This window comes from Dermabacter sp. HMSC08H10 (assembly GCF_001807585.1).
GTDB classification, from domain to species: Bacteria; Actinomycetota; Actinomycetes; order Actinomycetales; family Dermabacteraceae; genus Dermabacter; species Dermabacter hominis.
In genome coordinates this window covers 35,501-53,199 of sequence record NZ_KV789429.1, presented here as the reverse complement: position 1 = coordinate 53,199, position 17,699 = coordinate 35,501, and the positions used below count along the sequence as shown (strand labels likewise).

13 protein-coding genes are annotated in these 17,699 nt (G+C 63.4%); 8 read left to right on the top strand and 5 right to left on the bottom strand.

Annotated features, from left to right (window positions below; all coding sequences use genetic code 11):
- The first annotated feature begins 68 nt into the window (after positions 1–68).
- A complete protein-coding gene (gene clpB / locus HMPREF3176_RS08395; protein ID WP_070459755.1) occupies positions 69–2,687 on the top strand; it encodes an ATP-dependent chaperone ClpB in 2,619 nt (872 codons plus the stop codon).
- Between the two features lie 91 nt (positions 2,688–2,778).
- On the opposite strand, the gene HMPREF3176_RS10265 is transcribed toward clpB, so the two are convergent.
- The gene (locus HMPREF3176_RS10265) at positions 2,779–3,984 is read right to left on the bottom strand and encodes a hypothetical protein (RefSeq protein WP_141742408.1); all 1,206 of its coding nucleotides are present in this window, start codon (positions 3,982–3,984) and stop codon (positions 2,779–2,781) included.
- 245 nt (positions 3,985–4,229) lie between these two features.
- Positions 4,230–7,214: a leucine--tRNA ligase gene (gene leuS, locus HMPREF3176_RS08385; protein WP_070459749.1), complete on the bottom strand. Its 2,985-nt coding sequence runs from the start codon at positions 7,212–7,214 to the stop codon at positions 4,230–4,232.
- A gap of 165 nt (positions 7,215–7,379) precedes the next feature.
- Between leuS and HMPREF3176_RS08380 the strand changes: the two genes are divergently transcribed.
- On the top strand, positions 7,380–7,916 hold the full coding sequence (locus tag HMPREF3176_RS08380; protein ID WP_016664308.1) for a GrpB family protein: 537 nt from the start codon (positions 7,380–7,382) through the stop codon (positions 7,914–7,916).
- Here the strand turns inward: HMPREF3176_RS08380 and HMPREF3176_RS08375 are convergent.
- Genes HMPREF3176_RS08375 through panD form a run of 3 tightly spaced genes read right to left on the bottom strand, consistent with a single transcriptional unit; the run spans position 7,913 to position 9,746 of the window.
- Positions 7,913–8,377 carry a low molecular weight protein-tyrosine-phosphatase gene (locus tag HMPREF3176_RS08375; RefSeq protein ID WP_016664309.1) on the bottom strand — a complete coding sequence of 155 codons (465 nt, stop codon included), beginning with the start codon at positions 8,375–8,377 and terminating at the stop codon, positions 7,913–7,915. The genes HMPREF3176_RS08380 and HMPREF3176_RS08375 overlap by 4 nt on opposite strands.
- Before the next feature lie 26 nt (positions 8,378–8,403).
- A complete protein-coding gene (locus HMPREF3176_RS08370) occupies positions 8,404–9,333 on the bottom strand; it encodes an AEC family transporter (RefSeq protein ID WP_070459746.1) in 930 nt (309 codons plus the stop codon).
- Between the two features lie 5 nt (positions 9,334–9,338).
- A complete protein-coding gene (panD, locus tag HMPREF3176_RS08365; RefSeq protein WP_034374752.1) occupies positions 9,339–9,746 on the bottom strand; it encodes an aspartate 1-decarboxylase in 408 nt (135 codons plus the stop codon).
- A gap of 200 nt (positions 9,747–9,946) precedes the next feature.
- Between panD and HMPREF3176_RS08360 the strand changes: the two genes are divergently transcribed.
- From HMPREF3176_RS08360 to rlmB, 6 genes are all read left to right on the top strand, one after another.
- Positions 9,947–11,410: a DEAD/DEAH box helicase gene (locus tag HMPREF3176_RS08360; RefSeq protein WP_061211307.1), complete on the top strand. Its 1,464-nt coding sequence runs from the start codon at positions 9,947–9,949 to the stop codon at positions 11,408–11,410.
- Between the two features lie 52 nt (positions 11,411–11,462).
- The gene (locus tag HMPREF3176_RS08355; RefSeq protein ID WP_070459743.1) at positions 11,463–12,878 is read left to right on the top strand and encodes an L-serine ammonia-lyase; all 1,416 of its coding nucleotides are present in this window, start codon (positions 11,463–11,465) and stop codon (positions 12,876–12,878) included.
- A gap of 82 nt (positions 12,879–12,960) precedes the next feature.
- Positions 12,961–14,124 (top strand): LacI family DNA-binding transcriptional regulator, encoded by a 1,164-nt coding sequence (locus tag HMPREF3176_RS08350; RefSeq protein ID WP_070459739.1) that lies wholly within the window; start codon positions 12,961–12,963, stop codon positions 14,122–14,124.
- A gap of 75 nt (positions 14,125–14,199) precedes the next feature.
- Complete coding sequence (locus HMPREF3176_RS08345; RefSeq protein WP_034372745.1) at positions 14,200–14,706, top strand: phage holin family protein; 507 nt, start codon at positions 14,200–14,202, stop codon at positions 14,704–14,706.
- Positions 14,707–14,785: 79 nt separating this feature from the next.
- Positions 14,786–16,222 carry a cysteine--tRNA ligase gene (gene cysS, locus HMPREF3176_RS08340; protein WP_070459736.1) on the top strand — a complete coding sequence of 479 codons (1,437 nt, stop codon included), beginning with the start codon at positions 14,786–14,788 and terminating at the stop codon, positions 16,220–16,222.
- Between the two features lie 8 nt (positions 16,223–16,230).
- Complete coding sequence (rlmB, locus tag HMPREF3176_RS08335) at positions 16,231–17,193, top strand: 23S rRNA (guanosine(2251)-2'-O)-methyltransferase RlmB (RefSeq protein WP_070459734.1); 963 nt, start codon at positions 16,231–16,233, stop codon at positions 17,191–17,193.
- Positions 17,194–17,699: the final 506 nt, after the last annotated feature.

The following is a 17,699-nucleotide window of genomic DNA, read 5'->3' as shown; positions in this document are numbered from 1 at the left end:
TCGGCAATCGTCGGACCTGCCAGGCCACAACCCCGCTCCACGCACACCACGTGAAAGGAGCGGAAAATATGCAATTTTCCTTCACCCAACGCTCGCGCGAAGCCGTCGAGGCGGCAACGCGCTCGGCGGAAACACTGCGCAACACCAACGTCACCGGTCTGCACTTGCTCGCGGCACTGCTCGAACAAGAAGACTCAATCGCCACGGCCGTGCTCACCGACACGGGCGTGCACATCGGTGCGCTCAAAGAGCGGATCAACCAAGAAATTCAGCGTTTGCCGCGCCTCACGGGCAGCGCCGACCAAAAACCCGTCTTCCAGGGCGATGGCTACGACGCGCTTGAGGCTGCCGGGAAAGAAGCCGGCGCCGGCATGGGGCAAGGGGCAGAAGGGTACATCTCGACCGAGCACTTGCTCTACGGCATCGCCAAGGCCGCAAAAACCCCTGGCGACATCCTCAAAGACTTCGGCGCGACCCCGAAAGCGATCCGCGCCAGCATCGCAAAACTCACCAAAGGAACAAGCATGAACAAAGAAAACCCGGAAGGCTCCTTCAAGAGCCTCGAAAAATTCGGGGTCGACCTCACCGCCCGCGCGCGTGAAGGCAAGCTCGATCCCGTCATCGGCCGCGATAGCGAAATCCGCCGCGTCGTCCAGGTGCTCAGCCGCCGCACGAAGAATAATCCCGTGCTCATCGGCGAGCCTGGTGTCGGCAAAACCGCCGTCGTCGAAGGCCTCGCCCAGCGCATCGTCGAAGGGGATGTGCCCGAATCGCTCCGCGGCAAGACCCTGGTCTCGCTCGACCTTTCCTCGATGGTCGCCGGCTCGAAATACCGAGGCGATTTTGAAGAGCGTCTCAAGAGCGTCCTCGACGAAATCCGCGACTCGAACGGCAACGTGATCACGTTCATCGACGAGCTGCACACAGTCGTCGGCGCAGGCGGCACAGGCGAGGGCTCCATGGACGCCGGCAACATGCTCAAACCCATGCTCGCGCGCGGCGAACTTCGCATGGTGGGCGCGACGACCCTCGACGAATACCGCGAACGGATCGAAAAGGACCCGGCTCTCGAACGCCGCTTCCAACAGGTCTTCGTGGGCGAGCCAAGCGTCGAAGACACGATCACGATCCTCCGCGGCCTCAAAGACAAGTACGAGGCGCACCACAAGGTCACGATTTCGGATTCGGCGCTCGTCGCTGCTGCCTCGCTTTCCGATCGCTACATCAACAATCGCCAGCTCCCTGATAAGGCCATCGACCTCATTGACGAAGCTGCCTCGCGCCTGCGGATGGAACTCGACTCCTCACCCGTGGAGCTCGATGTTCTTCGCCGCCAGGTCGACCGGCTCAAGATGGAAGAGCTCGCCCTCAAGGGCTCGGACGATCCGGGATCGCTCGCGCAACTCGCGAGCGTCCGCGAGCATCTCGCGGCGCGCACCGAGGAGATGAACGAGCTTTCCGCCCGCTGGGAGCGCGAGAAATCCGGCCTCAACGAGGTGGGCGAGCTCAAGGCAAAGCTCGAGGATCTCCGCATGCAGGCCGATCGTGCCCAGCGCGAAGGCGACCTGAGCCAGGCCTCGAAGATCCTCTACGGCGACATCCCCGAGCTCAAAAAGAAGCTCGTGGAACTTGAGCACGGAGAAGGCACCGAGAGCCGAGCTATTGACGAGGAGCAAAAGCCGCTCGTCGCCGACAAGGTCGGGCCCGACGACATCGCTGGCGTGGTGTCCTCGTGGACCGGCATCCCCGCTGGCCGACTTCTCAGGTCCGAGACGCAAAAGCTTCTCGACATGGAGGACATTATTGGTAAACGCCTCATCGGTCAGCGCAGGGCCGTCGCCGAGGTCTCGGATGCCGTGCGCCGCTCGCGCGCCGGAATCGCCGACCCGAACCGGCCCACGGGATCGTTCCTCTTCCTCGGCCCCACGGGCGTAGGCAAGACCGAACTCGCCAAATCCCTCGCCGAATTCCTCTTCGACGACGAACGCGCAATGGTTCGCATCGACATGTCCGAATACGGTGAAAAGCACAGCGTCTCTCGCCTCGTGGGTGCACCTCCGGGCTACGTTGGCTACGAAGAGGGAGGGCAGCTCACCGAGCAGGTCCGACGCCGCCCCTACACCGTCATACTCCTGGACGAGATCGAGAAGGCCCACCCGGACGTTTTCGACATCCTCCTCCAGGTGCTCGATGACGGCCGCCTGACCGACGGCCAAGGGCGCACGGTCGACTTCCGGAACACTATTGTGATCCTCACGTCCAACTTGGGCGCGCACTTCCTCCAGGACGAGAGCCTCGACGACAGTGCGAAACGCGAGGCGGTCATGAGCGCTGTTCGCGCCGCGTTCAAGCCCGAGTTCGTCAATCGCCTCGACGACATCGTCATGTTCGACTCCCTCAGCCGCGAGGAGCTGCGCCGCATCGTTGGCCTCCAGGTGGCGTCGCTTGCCGCGCGTCTCAAGGATCGCCGCATCACCCTCGAGGTGAGCGACGCCGCCGAGGACTTGCTTGCGGAACGCGGATTCGATCCAGCGTACGGCGCGCGCCCGCTCAAGCGTCTCGTGCAGAAGGAGATCGGCGACGCGCTCGCGCGCCTCATCCTCACGGGCGAGGTTACGGACGATCAGAAGGTCACGGTTGACGTGGAGCACGAGGAGGGGGCGCCGGCCCGCCTCGTCCTCCACTGAATTCCATAGGTGTTGTGGGGGTTATTCGCACCCCTTCACTTGGATTCCATAGGGGTTGCGGGGGTTATTCCTCGGGTTTAGCCCCCGCAACCTACCGCATTGCCTGGCGTCGGAATGCTTCGCGAACCTTGACAACAAGGGGCCACTCGCGAGGCTCCGGCGCCAGCGCATATGGTGACAACTTAAAGTTGACGCGATTGATGCGAGGCATCCCCGGCGCGTCTATTCGATACTTCGCTGGAAACTCGTTGCACCAACCGACATACGGGAGGTCATCTTTATAAATCGGGACGACCTCCCACCCCTCCTCCCGAAGATTCTCGGCGTGGTAGCGGTCGCGCGCCGCCCGTTGCGGCTCTTCGTGGGAGCTTCCCTGATACTCCACAACGACCTTCTGAGCCGGATAGACGAGGTCACGATCGGGAACGACGATTCCTCCGGCCAGCGGGATAGGAATATTGAGCTGCGGTTCAGGAAGGCCCGCCTCGACGAGAAGAAGGCGGCACAGAGTCTCCTGAGGTGAGTCAGAGCCCACGCGAATATTGTCGAGCGCCCATCGCGTATTTGTGGCGCCGTCGATTTTTGGGTATTTCTCGCGCGCGCCCTTGAGGCCAGCAATCGTGCAGTAGGGCCGGCTTCGCCCCTCGTAGTTCGGGCGCGGTCGACGCACGAGATAGTCGCCTACGGCCACGAGCTCAAACGGGTTCAGCACCGTCGCAAGATCAAGGAACGTTCGTTCGCGGGACATGATCCTGAGCGGCTTTTTCCACAGGGGCGCGGTGGAGGGGTGCCACGGCATTCCGACGCTTGCTGGGCCACCGTCGGCACCTAAGCCCGCACGAATCTGGTCGGGCTCCACAACAATGACATCGTCGCTTGCCAAAAGATGCTGCCGCCACTCGGCACATGGCTGCGTGGGGGAGCGGTGATGGTAGGGGTAAACAAAGTTCGGAAGGCCATTGAGTTTTTCGGGTATGGGCGCGTGAGCGTCTTGGATACGCGCCAGTTCCGGAGTTGGTGGGCATTCCTGCGCGAGGAATCTGGTGGGTAGAGGAAATCCCCACAAGAGTGCTGCCGAAATTTGAGAGAGTGCGGCTTTTGGGCATGCGTGAGTCACGATGCGCGCGTAGTCCCAACTTGTGGGCGAAAGATCCGTCGGAGCATAGATTCCCCGGTGGAGCTGCTGATAATTCGGACCGCGGAGCTGATCTCGCGTGACTGCCTGCGCATAGGCCTCTTGGGACGTGAATACGGTGTGCGCGAGGGCGGCCGGGATAGGAGCTCGGATGCGTGCCACGGCTTGCATGCTATGGATCGGCAGCTGTCATCATGCGCGCCCCTGGGCGGAGTGGGAGAAACCGAGAAATGTGGAGCGCGAGCCGCCTCAGCGCGTTCGGCGAGAGTCGCTGTTCCGTCTCGAAACGCTCCTTAAACCGAAGAGGTGTGGGGGTCCGAGCCACGCGGCTCAAACCCCCACAACAACTATGCAATTTCAGGGAGAGGGGGCGGTATCCAAACCCCCGCAACCCCTATGCAATTCAGTTAGGAGAGGACGATGTTAACGAGCTTCGGCGCGCGCACGATCACCTTACGAACCTCGTGGCCCTCGATGAGTTTTTGCACGCGCTCCTCGGCAAACACTGCCTTCTCGAGCTCCTCCGCCGAGATCTCCGGATCAACCTCGATGCGGTGGCGCACCTTGCCCTTGACCTGGATGACGCACGTGACGGCGTCGGCAACGAGGTACTGCGGATCCGCAACCGGGTAGGAAGCGCGCGCGAGCGACTCGTCGTGACCGAGCTTCGCCCACAGTTCCTCGGCGAGGTGCGGGGCAAACGGCGAGACCATGAGCACGAGAGCCTCGACGGCCGAACGCGGCGCGCCGCCGCTCTCGCCGGCGACCTTCGTGAGGTGATTGACGAGCTCGATGAGGCGCGCGATTGCGGTGTTGAAACGCATGTGGTCCATGTCGGCGCTCACCGCGTCGATGGTCTTATGCACGGCGCGCAAGGTCTCCACGCTCGGCTCGGCATCGCTCACGATGCACTCGCCGGTGTCTTCGGACACGGCGAGGCGCCACAAACGCTGAAGGAAGCGCTGCGAGCCCACGACGTCGCGCGTGTTCCAGGGGCGCGACAGATCGAGCGGACCCATCGACATTTCGTACACGCGGAACGTGTCGGCGCCGAACTCGTCGTACATGTCGTCCGGGGTCACGATGTTGCGCAGGGACTTGCCCATCTTCCCGTATTCCTGGCGCACGGGTTTGCCATCGTGAGTGAAGGTGCCGTCGGCTTCCTCAACAACCTCGGAGGCGTTGACGTAGACGCCTCGCTCGTCGCGGTAAGCATAGGCCTGCACATATCCCTGGTTGAACAGGGTGTGGAACGGCTCGGCGCTCGCAAGGTAGCCGCGGTCGAAGAGAACCTTGTGCCAGAAACGTGCGTAGAGCAGGTGGAGAACGGCATGCTCGACACCACCGACGTACAAGTCGACGCCGCCCGTGGGGGCGTCTTCGCGCGGGCCCATCCAGTACTGCTCATTTTCGGGCGCCGAAATCTGGTCGTCGTTCGTGGGATCGGTGTAGCGGATTTCGTACCACGACGATCCGGCCCACTGCGGCATGACATTCATTTCGCGACGGTAGCGCTTCATGCCGTCGCCAAGATCAAGCTCGACCCATGCCCAGTCCTCCGCGCGCGAGAGCGGGGTCTGCGGCTCGGTGTCGGCGTCTTCCGGGTCGAACGTCTTGGGTGAGAAGTCGTCGAGTTCGGGCAGCTTAACGGGAAGCTGATCGAACGGGAGCGCGATCGGGACTTCGGGTGCGTCTTCCGCGTACACGATCGGGAAGGGTTCGCCCCAGTAGCGCTGGCGACTGAAAAGCCAGTCGCGCAACCGGTACGTCGTCTTTGCGTGGCCGAAGCCCTTCTTCTCGGCGAATTCGGTCGCGGCGGCGATCGCCTCGTCCTTGCTCATGCCGTTGAGATCGAGCTCGTCGCTGCGCGAATTGATCTTCTTCCCGTCGCCCGTGTAGGCCTGTCCCTCTTCGAAGTCGGCGGGCGGCTGAACGGTGCGGATCACGGGAAGCTCGAAAGCGCTCGCGAACGCGTAGTCACGTTCGTCTTCGGCGGGAACGGCCATGATGGCGCCCGTGCCGTAGCCCATGAGTACGTAGTCGGCGGTGAACACGGGAAGCGCACGGCCGTCCATCGGGTTCACGGCGAAAAGGCCCGTGAACACTCCCGTCTTTTCGCGCGAATCGGCAGTGCGCTCGGTGTCATCGAGTGCGGCGGCACGTTCTTTGTAGGCGGCGACGGCCTCGCGCGGGCTCGACGCTCCGCCGGTCCACGCGGACTTCGTGCCTTCGGGCCACGCCTCGGGAAGAGCGCTGACGTCAGACAGCAGCGGATGCTCGGGCGAGAGCACCGTGAAGGTCGCGCCAAACAGCGTGTCAACGCGCGTCGTGAAGACGTCGAACGTGGAATCGGCGAAGGCTGGGCAACCGTCGGAATCCAGCGTAAACGTGACCTGCGCACCGCGCGAGCGGCCGATCCAGTTCCGCTGCATGGACTTGACCGATTCGGGCCAGTTGACGGTGTCGAGATCCTCGAGAAGTCGATCGGCATACGCGGTGATGCGCAGGTTCCACTGGCGCAGGCGGCGCTTGAACACGGGGAAGTCGCCGCGCTCGGATCGGCCCTCGGCCGTGACTTCTTCGTTCGCGAGCACTGTGCCGAGGCCGGGGCACCAATTGACCGGCGTGTCGCTGACGTAGGCGAGGCGGAAGCAGTCGACGAGCTCCGTCATCTCCTCCGGCGTGTACTGGATGAGGAAGTCGAAGGGAGTATCGTGCTCGGGATTCCAGTGCTCGTGATCCGGCTTGCGGTCGTACCACATCTGCGGAATGTCGATGCTCTGCTGCTCGGCTAGGGCGTACGGATCAACGTCGCGATCCTGGATCGCACCCTTGAGTTCCGAAATGGGTCGTGCAGAGCCGCGTGTGCCGTCAGCCTTCACGAAGTTCGGGTCGTACCACGAGTCGAACAACTGGAGGAAGACCCACTGTGTCCACTTGACGAAATCGAGGTCGGTTGTGCGAAGCGAGCGGCGCGAGTCGTGCGAAAGGCCCAGGCGGAAGAGCTGACGGGCCATGTTCGCAACGTTTTCGTCGGTCGTGACGCGCGGGTGGGTGCCGGTTTGAATCGCGTACTGCTCCGCGGGCAGGCCGAAGGCGTCGTAGCCCATCGTGTAGAGCACATTCTTGCCGAGCATGCGGTTGTGACGCGCGACGGCGTCGGTCGCAATGTAGCCAAGCGGGTGGCCCACATGCAGTCCCTTGCCCGAGGGGTAGGGGAACATGTCCATGATGAACATCTTCTCGCCGAGCTCTTCGGCGCTGCGTCCATCGGAGAGCTCGCCCACGGGGTTGACGGCGTTGAAAGTACCCTGCTCGAGCCACAGCTTTTGCCATTTCTGCTCGATCTGTCCCGCGAGTTCGGCGGTGTAACGGTATGGGGCCTCAGCCATCGTGTCCCTTTCCTCGTGTCGGTGTCGTGCGCCCTCGGTCTCGAGCGCGCATTCAATGTCTCTAGTCTACGTGCTGTGCCTTTGGGGGCCTCGTGAGGGTCCGACGGCCGCCGCGCCAGCATCAGCTCGGCTATACGCCCCGTTCCTCGCCCGTAGGATGGGGGTATGGCGATTCATTTGAGCGAGTATTCGGAATCTTGGGTGGGCGATTTTATGGGGGTCGCAACGACCCTCGTGGACGCCCTCGACGGCCACGGCGGCCAGGGGATCGAGCACATCGGCGCGACCTCGGTTCCGGGCATGGTCGCAAGACCGATCATCGATATCGCGGTGGTCGCTGCGCCACTCGCGCTTGACGAGGCGTGCGAGGCGCTCGCCCCGCTTGGCTACGTGGCCGGCGGCGATCGCCAGGAGGGCGAGGGTTACCGAAAACTGAATACTCCCACGTCGGGAGTGCTTCACTCCCTCACCGTTTTCGATGAGGGATCGCCGCTGCTTCACGCGAGCGTCGCGGCGCGTCAAGTCCTCATGAACAGCCCCGAGCTCGTGGCGGAGTTTTCGGGCTACAAGCGAGGTCTTGCGTTCACGGGGGCGATCGACGTGGACGAGTACCGCCGAGCGAAGGCGCCCATGTTCCAGAAGGTCCTGCGCGAGGCAGGGATGGACGAGGACGCGCTTACGAGCCTCGCCGCAAGTTTCTAGGACTCTTTCACGAGGCGTGCGGCGAGGCGCGGCATCGCGCGCTCGAGCACGTCGAGAGTCCGATCGAAGTCCTCGGCGCCGCCGTACCACGGGTCGGGCAGGGCGTCGCCCGGCTGAGACTCGAGGTCGAAGTCGGTCATGAGAGCGAGCTGCTCCTCGCGGGCTCCAAGCGCACGAAGCCGGTCGAGGTGGAACTGCTCGGCGGCGACGAAAAGATCGGTTCGCTCGATGTCGGCAGCGCTCACCTGACGAGCGGCGTGGCCGCCCGCGTCGTAGCCCTGGGCTTTGAGAACGCGGGCAGCGCGTGGATCCATGGGGTTGCCCGTCTCTTCACTGCTCACACCAACGGAATTGACGGTGATGCCTTCACCGCCTTCGAGGGACGACAGCGCGGAGGCGAGGATGCGTTCGGCCATCGGGGAGCGGCAAATGTTGCCCCAGCATACGGTAGTGACGATCATGCCTCGACCCTAACGTAAAGCGCTTCTCACGCTCCGAAAAGCGAAGCAATCACCATGAGCGCGACCATTGTGCCGACCGATGTCAACAGCGCGATATCGCGCGTCATCTCCTCGCCCACCTCGTAACGCGCAGCGGCGACGTATACGTTTTGCGCGGTAGGCAGCGCAGCGAGGACGACGACCGCGTAAAGCGCCGTTCCCGTGAGATCAAAGGCGAACCGGCCGAGAGCCCAGGCAAAAAGGGGCATCGCGAGGAGCTTGAGGGCAGTAGCGAGGACGATGTCGGCGCGATGCCCCGCCTCCTTCGAGAAAGGCCTCGAGGTGGTGAGCGACATGCCAAACGCGAGGAGCATCCCTGGGATGGAAATGCCCGCGATGACGTCGATCGGTTCGGTGACGAAGGCCGGGAGGTGAAGGTCGAAGCCGAGAACAGCGAGACCTGCCGCGGACGCGACGATCATGGGGTTCACGGCAATTGTTCCCGCGAGGGCGCGTACGCTTGGTCGCTGCCCTGAGACCGCAGAGTGGAGAACCGACTGGAAGAGCGGCGTGAACACCGCCATTTGCCAAAGCGCCACGGGGAGCGCAAGAGAGACGTCACCGAGAACATAGGCCGCGATGGGAAAGCCCATGTTCGCGCTATTGACCATCGAGGCCGAAACCGAGGAAATCACGGTGTGGGGGAAATCCTGCTGGAGGAAAATGCGCGAAAGGGCGGCGGCGAGCAGAGTCGTGAGGAGTGCTGCCAGGGCAGCGACCGCAAAATTGGCGGAGAGTATGAGGTGAAGGTCGCTGTCGATGAGCGACACAAACACGAGGCATGGCCCCGCGATGAAATAGGTCAGGCGATTGAGAACAAAGCGGCCCTGGGGGCCCAAAAGATTGCACCACCCCGCGAATGCGCCCACGGTGACGATCACGGCGATCACGAAGAACCCGCTCACGACTCCCGCCACGTGAGTTACCTCGAGGAAATCTGGTCGGGAGCTCCCGGCACGGCCTGGGCAGGATCGCTGCCGAGCGCGACGATGCGATTCTTGTCATCGACGTGGACAACCCGCGGGGTGTGAGCGGTGGCCTCCTCCGGCGTGAACTGACCGTAGGCGATCAGGATCACGAGGTCGCCGGGGTGCACGAGGTGGGCCGCAGCCCCGTTGATCTTGATCTCCCCGCTACCCGCTTCGCCTCGAATCACGTAGGTTTCAAGCCGAGCCCCGTTCGTCACGTCGACGATGGCGACGAGTTCGTTTTCGATGAGGCCCGCGGCATCGAGTAAATCGGCATCGACGGTTACCGACCCCACGTAGTGAAGGTCGGCTTGCGTGACGGTGGCGCGGTGGATCTTTGAGGTCATGAGTGTTCGCAACACGATGCTCAAGTATTCCACCCCGTGGGCCATCGGGCAGCAGTCATAGACGTGAGTTTGCAAACGAATTGAGCGACCGTCTCTTCCGGTGCCGAGATGGCTCGCGGATACTTGAGGTGTTTACCGCCCCCTTGGGGCCCGGCGCCACGGCGCCCATGAGAAGCACAAGACCGCGCACACGCGCGCAGAAAGGGGCCGCTGCCATGCCCAAGTCACGACGGACACACAAAGCCGAGCGCTTCGATGCGATGGCGCTTCCGGAAGAGCTCGTTCAAGAACTCCAGGCGCAGGGTTTCGAGCGTGCCTTCGAAATCCAAGAAGCAATCTTGCCCGATGCGCTCGCGGGACGCGACGTTCTTGCCCGCGCTGAAACTGGATCGGGTAAAACCCTTGCTTTTGCGCTGTCGATGTGTGCGCGTTTTCGGCATCGCAGCTCCCACAGGCGTCGTCCACTGGGAATGGTGCTCGTGCCTACTCGCGAGCTTGCGGTCCAAGTCGTCGACACAATTCACCCGTTCGCGCGTGCCGTTGGTATCAAGGCTCAGCTTGTTTCGGGTGGCATGAACATCGACAAGCAGGCCGATGCGCTGCGTCGGGGCGTTGAGATCATCGTCGCGACACCGGGGCGTGTCGTCGACCTCGCCCAGCGGGGAGATCTCTTCCTTGACCGCATCGAGACGACGGTTATTGACGAGGCGGATCACATGGCCGACCTCGGCTTCCTTCCCGTCGTCACCGAGATTCTCGCGCACGTTGAGATGGGCACGCAGAAGATGCTCTTTTCGGCAACGCTCGACGACCAGGTCGATGCGATCACCGACCGCTTCCTCGTCGACCCCGTCACGCACGAGACGACCCCTGTCGCCGCGGCGGTGCAGAACATGCGGCACGTCGTCTACGCCATCAATCCAAAAAAGAAGCGCCAGATCACGGCTCAGATCGCGGCGCGCGACGGTCGCACCCTCCTGTTTACGCGCACGCAACTCGGTGCCGAACGCGTCGCCCAGGAACTCATTGAGGTGGGCATTCCCGCCGCGGCCCTGCACGGCAATAAACAGCAAGGCCTGCGCACGAACGTCCTCGCGGGGTTCCGCCAGGGGGCCTTCGACGTGCTCGTCGCGACCGACGTGGCCGCTCGTGGCATCCACATCGACGACGTTTCGCTCGTGCTGCACGTCGACCCTTCCGATGACGCGAAGGAGTACGTGCACCGCTCGGGCCGCACGGCACGCGCCGGGGCTTCGGGCGTCGTGGTCACTCTCGCCCTCCCGCACCAGAAGGACAAGACCCGCCAGGTGCTCGAGACTGCCCAGGTGAGCCCCGAATGGAGCGAAGTGAATTCCGAAACCGACGAGGTGATCCGGTATGTCGGAGGAAGGACACCGAGCGGGACCCCCGCCCGGGACCCTCAGCTCGTCAAATACAAGGGCGCGCCCCGTAAGCTCGATGTCACCAGGATGCGCGGAGCTAACTCGAGAAACGCCGCGGAACGGCGCGAGAACGAGAAGCGCCGCGCGGTTTACGACGAGAACGAAAAGTCACCTTTCTCGCGTACGTCGGGTTCTGGCAAAGGCCGCCGCACGGGCGGGAAGAAACGAGGGCCCGACGCTCGCCGGGCACGCGGTGCTTCCCCAGCCCGGTCGCGTGGCCAACGCCGGTCGCGCTAAAGCTTCACCACACGTCATATGATCCGCGTTCGACACGATAAGGAGTCCCTCGATGAGCGTCAGCTTGTTTGACCTGTTCAAGATCGGGATCGGCCCCTCGAGTTCGCACACCGTCGGCCCCATGCGCGCCGCGAAAGAATTCGCCGACGAGGCCCTTGCCCACCCCACTATTGGCCCCGACATCGCCGATATCGAGGTGCACCTTTACGGCTCGCTTGCGGCGACCGGCATGGGCCACGGAACACTCGACGCGGTCGTCCTCGGTCTCGAGGGCAACGACCCCGCCACGATCGATCCCACCGAAGCCTGGGCGCGAGCGAAAGACATCGACGCCAACGGTGGACTCATGCTCGGCGGGCGCGTCCCGGTAAGCCTCCGCCCGTCCACGATCGTGCTGCACCCCCTCACCTTCCTTCCCGAGCATTCGAACGGCATGACCTTCGCGGTGCTCGATGAGGACGGCAACGAGCTCGACAAGCGCACGATGTTCTCGATCGGTGGCGGCTTCGTCGTCGACAAGGAGGAGCTCGAAGCCCAGCAGGCGTCGGAAACCTCCGCAGACGACAGCGCAGCGGGCGCCGATGACGGTGTGAAACCAATCTTCCAAAGCGGTGAGGAGCTTCTTCGCGTATGCGAAGAAAACGGCATCACGGTTTCACAAGCGATGCTCATGCGCGAGAGGCAATGGCGAACCGACAGCGAAATCCGCCAGGGGATCCTCGACATTTGGGCAGTCATGGAAGCCTGCATCGAGCGTGGCATGCACACCTCCGGTGTGCTCCCGGGCGGCCTCAACGTGCGGCGCCGCGCAGCAACCTGGCACGACGCCCTTCAGCTCGAAGACCCGAACCATCGCGCCGACAACGCATTCGAATGGGTGAGCCTCGCAGCGCTCGCAGTGAACGAGGAAAACGCGGGCGGCGGGCGCGTCGTCACAGCTCCCACCAACGGCGCGGCCGGGATTATCCCCGCGGTGCTGTATTACGCGCTCACCTACCTCAACTACGACGATCGTGATGACGTCATCGTGCGCTTTATGCTCGCAGCTGCCGCGTTCGGATCGCTGTGCAAGGAGCGCGCGTCGATTTCCGGCGCGGAAGTGGGCTGCCAGGGCGAAGTTGGCTCGGCGAGCTCGATGGCCGCGGCGGGGCTTGCCGAAGTTATGGGCGCGAAGCCCCGGCAGGTCGAAAACGCTGCCGAGATTGCGATGGAACACAACCTCGGCCTCACATGCGATCCCGTCGGTGGTCTCGTGCAGGTGCCCTGCATTGAGCGCAACGCGATGGGCGCGATCAAGTCGATTACGGCGGTGCGCTTCGCGATGCGTGGCAATGGCGAACACTTCGTCTCGTTCGACACCGTGCTCGAGACCATGCGCCGCACGGGTAAGGACATGCACGAGCACTACAAGGAAACCGCAATGGGCGGCCTCGCCGTCACGGTTCCCGTGTCCTTGCCCGCGTGTTGAGGCACGTGGGCTACCGTTAAAGGCGAATGTCACGCGCCATGCGGGCGCGGCTTCCAGGACAGAAAAGGACGGCTAAGGCCTCATGAACGATAAAGCACGCGGCGACATCAACGGCGATTTCGCACCCGGAGAGAGCCCCGAAGAACTCGAAGCGGCGGCGAAGGTCGCTCCCGAGGTCACGGAGCAGCGCTCCGAAGGTGACCGCGCAACGCTGACCGAGGTTGCCAACTCCCTCGGCATCACGGCCGCGGTTGCGCTTCGCGCCCTTCGCGGCGAGTCCGACATCAATTCGAGGCTCGTGACGTCCGTTCGCGAGACCGCCGAACGGCTCCACTACCCGCTCGAAGACCTCGCCCAAGAGGATGACCACCGCGGTGTCGTCGCTGTGCTCGTGAACACGATGCGCAACACGTGGATCTCCGATCTGGTTCGCTCGATCCGCATCGAGCTCGCCGCGACCGGCCGCCACGTCGTGGTCGTGCCGACTCGCCGACGCATGCCCGAATACCCCGTCACGCTCGAGGAAGAAACGATCTCCTCGCTCACGGCACTCGGAGTAGACGGCTTCATCATGGCCAGTGAACTTCCCGAGCTCGACAAGGTCTTTGAGGCCATCGGTAACCGCCCTCTCGTCGCGATCGGTGGCTCGAAAGAGCGCATCGGGAAGTCGGACACGGTCCGTATTGACGATGAAGCGGGCTTTGGCCTCCTCGTCGACCACCTTGTGAGTCTCGGCCACAAGGACATCGCTCACGTGGGCGGCGTGGGGTATGCCGTGGCGAAGGAGCGTGCGACCGCCTTCAAGGCCGCGATGAAGCGTCACGGACTCGAGGATCGTGCGCGCGTGGAGCCGGCGGACTTCAGCGAGCAGGTTGGGCAGACCGCAGGAGCGATGCTTCTGCGCGGCAGCCAGGTTCCCACCGCGATCACGTGCTCGAACGATGTGACCGCCGTCGGTGTGCTCTCGGCAGCAGCCGACGCCGGCTTCGATGTTCCCGCTCAGCTTGCCGTGACCGGCTATGGCAATACGTCGCTCGCGTCTTCGGGTATTGCGCAGGTGACCAGCATCGATCCGAACTCGCGCCGCATTGGGGCGCTTGGCGCGCAGATGCTCGTTGAGCGCATCGGCGGTTTCGAGGGCCCCGCACGCGATACCGCGGTTTCGCCGCACCTCATCGTGCGTCGTTCCTCGTCGGCGGGGCCTCGTCCCGAGCAGCAGCGCCGCAAGCGCGTGACGATCGACTAAACATCACACGACTAACCGGAGAAAACCCTTCGAAACCCCTGAATGACGCAGGGCCCGCATTGATAGGCTGAATGCATGATCAATTCCTCGAACGACCGCTCCTCGAACGAACGCCGAGCGAGCACGACCTCGCGGTCGATTGGCGAACTCGTCGCCTCGATCAAGAACGAATTCACCTCCGTGATCGACCAGCAGGTCGCAATCGCGAAGAAGGAGATCACCGGGATCGCCGTCAAGGGCGGCGCCGTTGCGGCGCTTGCCGCGGTTCTCGTGTTCTTCCTCCTGAGCGCGTGGGTGATGTTCCTCTTCTTCTGCGCGTGGGGTCTAGTGGCACTCGGTCTGCCGGCATGGGCGTCGTTCCTCATCGTGTGTGGCGCGCTCGTGGTACTCGGCGCGATCCTCGGCCTCATCGCCTTCCTGATCGTCAAGAAGATCACCGCGCCCGAAGTCACCATCGAGACCGCTAAGAGCGCCGTCGAATCCGTTCAGGGCAAGCGCCGCGCTAATAGCGTTGACTACGACGACGCTTTCGAAGAGCTCTACGGTAAGCAGGTCAGCGCCGCGACGCCGCGCGAGATCTGACATCACGACCAACACGAAGCGAGGGGCGCCGCAAGCGCTCCTCGCTTTTTCGATACCCACGAGAGGTTAGGCTTAAGACGTGACTCTACGACTGCATGACTCGAAGACCAGGACCGTTTCGGACTTCACCCCGCTCAAGGACGGTGAAGTCTCGCTCTACGTGTGCGGGCCGACTGTCCAGGACGGTCCCCACGTGGGGCATATCCGCACGTTCCTCGCGTTCGACGTGCTCGTGCGGTGGCTGCGCAGGAGCGGTTACCGCGTGACTTACGTGCGCAACGTGACTGACATCGACGATAAGATCCTCGCGCGCGCCGCCGAGGAAGGTGAGCCGTGGTGGAAGTGGTCGTACGCCAACGAACGAAAGTTTGGCGAGATCATGGACCGGCTCGGCGCCGTGCGCCCTGACTACGAGCCCCGCGCGACCGGTCACGTCACGGAGATGATTGACTTCATGCAGCGTCTCATTGAGCGCGGCCACGCGTATGCCGACGGTGAAGGAAGCGTCTACTTTGACGTATCCTCCCTGCCCGAATACGGCTCGCTCACCAACCAATCCATCGAGAACATGGTTGACGATGCGGAAGCCGCCTCCAACCTCAAGCAGGACCCTCGAGACTTCGCCCTGTGGAAGAAGGCTAAGGACGGCGAACCCACGACAGCGAAGTGGTCAACCCCGTTCGGCGAAGGGCGGCCCGGCTGGCACCTCGAGTGCTCGGCGATGGCGAAAAAATACGTGGGGGAGAGCTTCGACATTCACGGTGGCGGCCTTGATCTTCGCTTCCCGCACCATGAAAACGAGCAAGCGCAAAGCTACGGAGCTGGCTACGGCTTTGCGCAGCGCTGGATGCATTCGGGGATGCTCACGGTCGACGGCATGAAAATGGGCAAGAGCCTCGGCAACTTCATCACGGCCGAAGACGTCCTGGCCAAGCACTCGGCAGCAGCCGTGCGCCTCGCGATCGTGGGTTCCCACTACCGCACCAACGTGGAGTTCAACGAGACCACCCTCGCGGAAGCCGAGACCGTGCTCTCGCGCCTCGAGGGCACCCTCACGCGCGCACTCGAAGCAGTCAGCCAGCAAGGCGCGAGCGAAGCCCTGCGCGAGGTGGGCGAGAGCGAGCTTCCCGCGCGCTTCGTCGACGCGATGAATGACGACCTTTCCGTCGCCGAAGCTCTCGCCGTGATCCACGAGCGTCAGGGCGAACTGAACTCGCTTCTTGCCGAGCACACGAGCGACCCCCACGAGATTGCGCGCCGCGTAGGCGAACTTCGCGACATGCTCGATGTTCTGGGACTCGACCTCGTGGGGCCCCAGTGGGCCGACGAATCAAGCGCCACCAATGCCGAACACGACGCCCTCGATGCGCTCATTAGAGCCCAACTCGAGGAGCGCGCCGAGGCACGTGCCAACAAAGACTGGGCGAGCGCCGACGCGATCCGAGATCGCTTCGCTGCCGCCGGCATTCGCATCGAAGACTCCGCGGGCTCCTCCCGCTGGAGTCTCACGAACTAGGAGAGACCATGGCAGGACACAAGAGCTCCCGCAAGGGCCCGAAGGTCGGATCCGGCGGCGTGCGCCGCCGCCGCCTCGAAGGGCGCGGCCCCACCCCGAAGGCGGAGGATCGCCCGCATCACAAGGCCTACAGGGGAACGCACGACACCGTCGGAAAATCCGGTGCCAAATCCGGCAAGCGCCGCCCACCGCGCAAGTCCCCTAAAGACGCTGCAAACCGCCCCACGGTGATCGCGGGACGCAACTCCGTTCTCGAGGCGCTCCAAGAAGGCGTCGAGGCTCTCTCGCTCACTCTTGCCATCCGGCTTGATGCAGACGAGCGCGTACGCGAGATCATGCGCCTCGCCCATCAAAAGGGCCTTCAGCTGCACGAAGCCACGCGGGCCGAACTCGACCGGCTCACCGACGATGCTATTCACCAGGGCGTCGCTCTCACCCTCCCGCCCTACGAGTACGCGAATCCCGCGGATCTCCTCGAGATCGCCGCGAATGATTTCGATACCCCGCTTCTCATCGCACTCGATGGCATCACCGACCCACGCAATCTCGGGGCGATACTCCGTAGCGCGGGCGCGTTCGGCGCCCACGGTGTGATCATTCCCGAGCGTCGAAGCGTCAGCATGACCGCGAGCGTCTACAAGGTTGCTGCGGGCGCCGCGACGCGCGTGAAGGTCGCCCAGGTGACGAACCTCAACCGTGCGATCGATTCGCTCAAGAAACAGGGCGTCTTTGTTGTTGGCCTCGATGCCGATGGTGAACTCGAGCCGCGGGATATGGACCTCGCAACGTCCCCGATCATGCTCGTCATCGGTGCCGAAGGCAAGGGAATTTCGCGTCTCACGCGCGAGAAATGCGATGCGATCGTGTCGATCCCCATGGCGGCCACGACCGAATCGCTTAACGCCTCTGTAGCCGCCTCGATCGTGCTGTACGAGATTGCAGGCACGCGCGCTCGCACGGGCCGAGCCTAACACTGCGCACAAAGACCGATACCTGGACTATCGGTACCCGCATCACCCGCAACCCCGGAACAGGCCAAGGAAAACGCTACCGCGCACTCATCAAAGACCAACTCCTGAATATAGCTGACATCCACGGCATGACAATCACCGCAACCGCCGCCACCCCTGAGCTTGCCGAGCGATACCAGCAAGAAATCCCCGGTCTTATCCCAGGACGCCGGGTGTTCCCACGCCGGGTTGCCCTCTGCCGAAAGCCTGCACCTGACGCGCTTCGTCACCTGGGGCCATGCGAAGGGCGACGACGACCGCGTCTGCAGGGGTGGCAGGCTGAAACAAGCTATCCCTCTGCGTCTCCTGCGAAACTTCTGGGACTTAGGTCTGTTCGTGATTGCTGTGATGTGAACGTAGCATTCAGTTGATGCCTCGGCCGGGGGTGTTATGGGAGCAGCAGTGGTGCTGCAAGTGAGTAGGGGTTCTCGCGTGGTTGGTTGGGCTGAAAACAGGGTCCTTCGTCG

What these genes read in the sequence shown, in the direction of transcription:
- clpB (WP_070459755.1), top strand. Translation starts at nt 69, where the DNA reads ATGCAATTTTCCTTCACCCAACGCTCGCGCGAAGCCGTCGAGGCGGCA.
- leuS (WP_070459749.1), bottom strand. Translation starts at nt 7,214, where the DNA reads ATGGCTGAGGCCCCATACCGTTACACCGCCGAACTCGCGGGACAGATC.
- HMPREF3176_RS08380 (WP_016664308.1), top strand. Translation starts at nt 7,380, where the DNA reads ATGGCGATTCATTTGAGCGAGTATTCGGAATCTTGGGTGGGCGATTTT.
- HMPREF3176_RS08375 (WP_016664309.1), bottom strand. Translation starts at nt 8,377, where the DNA reads ATGATCGTCACTACCGTATGCTGGGGCAACATTTGCCGCTCCCCGATG.
- HMPREF3176_RS08360 (WP_061211307.1), top strand. Translation starts at nt 9,947, where the DNA reads ATGCCCAAGTCACGACGGACACACAAAGCCGAGCGCTTCGATGCGATG.
- HMPREF3176_RS08355 (WP_070459743.1), top strand. Translation starts at nt 11,463, where the DNA reads ATGAGCGTCAGCTTGTTTGACCTGTTCAAGATCGGGATCGGCCCCTCG.
- HMPREF3176_RS08350 (WP_070459739.1), top strand. Translation starts at nt 12,961, where the DNA reads ATGAACGATAAAGCACGCGGCGACATCAACGGCGATTTCGCACCCGGA.
- HMPREF3176_RS08345 (WP_034372745.1), top strand. Translation starts at nt 14,200, where the DNA reads ATGATCAATTCCTCGAACGACCGCTCCTCGAACGAACGCCGAGCGAGC.
- rlmB (WP_070459734.1), top strand. Translation starts at nt 16,231, where the DNA reads ATGGCAGGACACAAGAGCTCCCGCAAGGGCCCGAAGGTCGGATCCGGC.